At 73.4% G+C, this 2,208-nt stretch carries 3 protein-coding genes; 1 reads left to right on the top strand and 2 read right to left on the bottom strand.

Annotated features, from left to right (window positions below):
• Positions 1-1,009: phospholipase D-like domain-containing protein (locus MVA01S_RS29595; RefSeq protein WP_255251732.1), on the top strand; the 1,009-nt coding region annotated here is incomplete at its 5' end.
• Here MVA01S_RS29595 and MVA01S_RS29590 read toward each other — a convergent pair.
• Together MVA01S_RS29590 and MVA01S_RS29585 are read right to left on the bottom strand one after the other, a co-directional pair.
• Positions 981-1,409, bottom strand: a complete 429-nt coding sequence (locus MVA01S_RS29590) for a hypothetical protein (RefSeq protein WP_003930820.1) — start codon at positions 1,407-1,409, stop codon at positions 981-983. The two genes, MVA01S_RS29595 and MVA01S_RS29590, sit on opposite strands and share 29 nt — an antisense overlap.
• A partial coding sequence (locus MVA01S_RS29585) for a DUF58 domain-containing protein (RefSeq protein ID WP_159426391.1) occupies positions 1,406-2,208 on the bottom strand: 803 nt, incomplete at its 5' end. The genes MVA01S_RS29585 and MVA01S_RS29590, both read right to left, overlap by 4 nt.

Below are 2,208 nucleotides of genomic sequence, written 5' to 3'. Positions count from 1 at the left end.
GGGCCGGCAGACCGCGGGACAGCCCTACGGCCCCCGCCACGAGGTCGCCGCAGCGGTGGACGGCCCGGCGGCGCGGGTGCTGGCCGAGCAGGCCCGGGACCGGTGGCGGGCCGCCACCGGTCGGTCGCTGTCGCCGGTGTCGCCGCGCGAACCGGTGTGGCCGCAACGGTTGCGGCCCGCTCTGCGGGACGTCGAGGTCGGGGTCGCCCGCACGCTTCCGACGTTGCCCGGCCGTCCGGAGGTCCGCGAGGTCGAGGCGCTGGACTTCGCCGCGATCGCCGCCGCAAGCGAGGTGATCTATCTGGAGAACCAGTACCTCGCGGCCCGCGGGCTGGCCGAGGCGCTCGCGGCGCGGCTGCGCGAACCCGAGGGGCCCGAAGTCGTGATCGTGTTGCCGCGCACCTCGGAGAGCCGGCTGGAGCAGCAGTCGATGGACAGCGCGCGGGAGCGGCTGCTGCGCCTGCTGTGGGACGCCGACGAGCACGACCGGCTCGGCGTGTACTGGCCTGCGGTCAAGGGCGGCGAGTCGGTGTACGTGCACTCGAAGGTGATGGTGATCGACGACCGGCTGCTGCGGATCGGCTCGTCGAACCTCAACAACCGGTCGCTGGGTTTCGACAGCGAATGCGACGTCGCGCTGGAGGCCTCCCCGGCCGGCCGCGACGACATCCGGCGCCACATCGTCGACACCCGCGACGACCTGGTCTCCGAGCACCTCGGTGTACCGCTGCCGGACTTCCAGCGAGAGGTGTTGCAGCGCAGCTCATTCCTGGCTGCCGTCGAGGCGTCCCGCGGCGCGGGCCGGTCGCTGCGCAGGTTCACCGACTTTATGGTGGCCGCGGACGCGAGCCCGCTGGCCGAGAACGAACTGATGGATCCCGACCATGTGCCGACCTCGCTCGCCCGCACCGCGTTCGGGGTGGCCACCGGCGTGCTGACCTGGCCGCTGACCCGGGTGGCACCCCGGCTGTGGTCGCTGGTCAGCGCTGCCGTGCCGCAAACGGACTGAGCGCCAACAGGTATACCGCAAGCAGCGCCAACGGCGCGGCCAGCGGCAGCCACGGCACCTGCACCGGCAGCAGCACGGCCACCGCGGCGGCGCAGGCGAATCCGACCGCGAAGAACATCGTCGGCGCCGTGGGCTCGGTGTGGCACAGCACGAGGTACACCGCGGCGGCCAGTCCGGCGAGCACGGTGAACATCGGTGCGGGCTCGGCCAGGGCCACGGTCAGCACCGTCAACAGCACCGCGGCCCCGGCCATCGGCCGCACCCACGCCGACACGGCCACCGCCGCCAGCGCGGCCCCGGCCGCCGGCAGCGCATAGCCGTCCGCGCGCACGGCGGCGGCGCCGACCATCAGCACCCCGAAAGCCAACAGCGACAACCGTTGTCCGACGTGCGCGGTCACCGGCGCGACCGCCGTGCCGGGACCAGCACCATCGCCTGGTCCAGCGTCACCACATCCGGCCAGCCCACGATGTCGACGCCGACGGTCGCCATGTCGCGGTACATGAACGAGCGCTGCATGGCCCACATGCGGTGCACCAGCGGATCGCGGTCCCCCTCGATCGGGCTGCCGTCGAGCACGTCGACGGCGACCACGGTGTGCCCGCGCTTGCGCAGGTCGATCAGCGCGAGCGCGAACTCGGTGTCGAGCAGGGTGGAGAACGCGATCACGATCGCGCCCACCGGGACCGCCGGTCGGGGCGCGAGCGAGCCGGTGCCGGTCTGGTAGGTGCCCGAAACCTCCGCCGCGCCCAGCACGGTGTCCAGGATCCGGTAGAACTGCCGTTGCCCGATGTCGGCGCCCAGCCACCGGGTGCGACGGCTGCCGAGGGTGACCAGCCCGGCGCGGTCGCCGTAGCGCAGCGCGCTCTGCACCACCTGCGCCGCCCCGCGGGCCGTGCGCTCGGTGGCCGCGGTGGCCGGACCTGGAGGCTGCGGATAGGTGTCGACCAGCACCACCACGTCGGCGGCGCGGTCGGTCACCCGTTCGGTGACGTGCAACGCGCCGCGGCGGGCGCTGACCGGCCAGTTGACGGTGCGCAACTGGTCACCGGGGACGTAGGGCCGGATGTCGGCGAACTCGACCCCCGGGCCGACATACCGGGTCAGGTGGGTGCCCAGCCGGTCGAGCAGATCGGTGCGCGGGATCGGTGTGGACTGTGGTGGCGCGACAGGGAACACGCACACCTGGCCGGCGGCGG

Source organism: Mycolicibacterium vaccae NBRC 14118 = CIP 105934, assembly GCF_001552715.1.
Taxonomy (GTDB): domain Bacteria; phylum Actinomycetota; class Actinomycetes; order Mycobacteriales; family Mycobacteriaceae; genus Mycobacterium; species Mycobacterium vaccae.
Note: the sequence above shows the minus strand (reverse complement) of the source record. Positions and strands in the feature narration are given on the sequence as shown.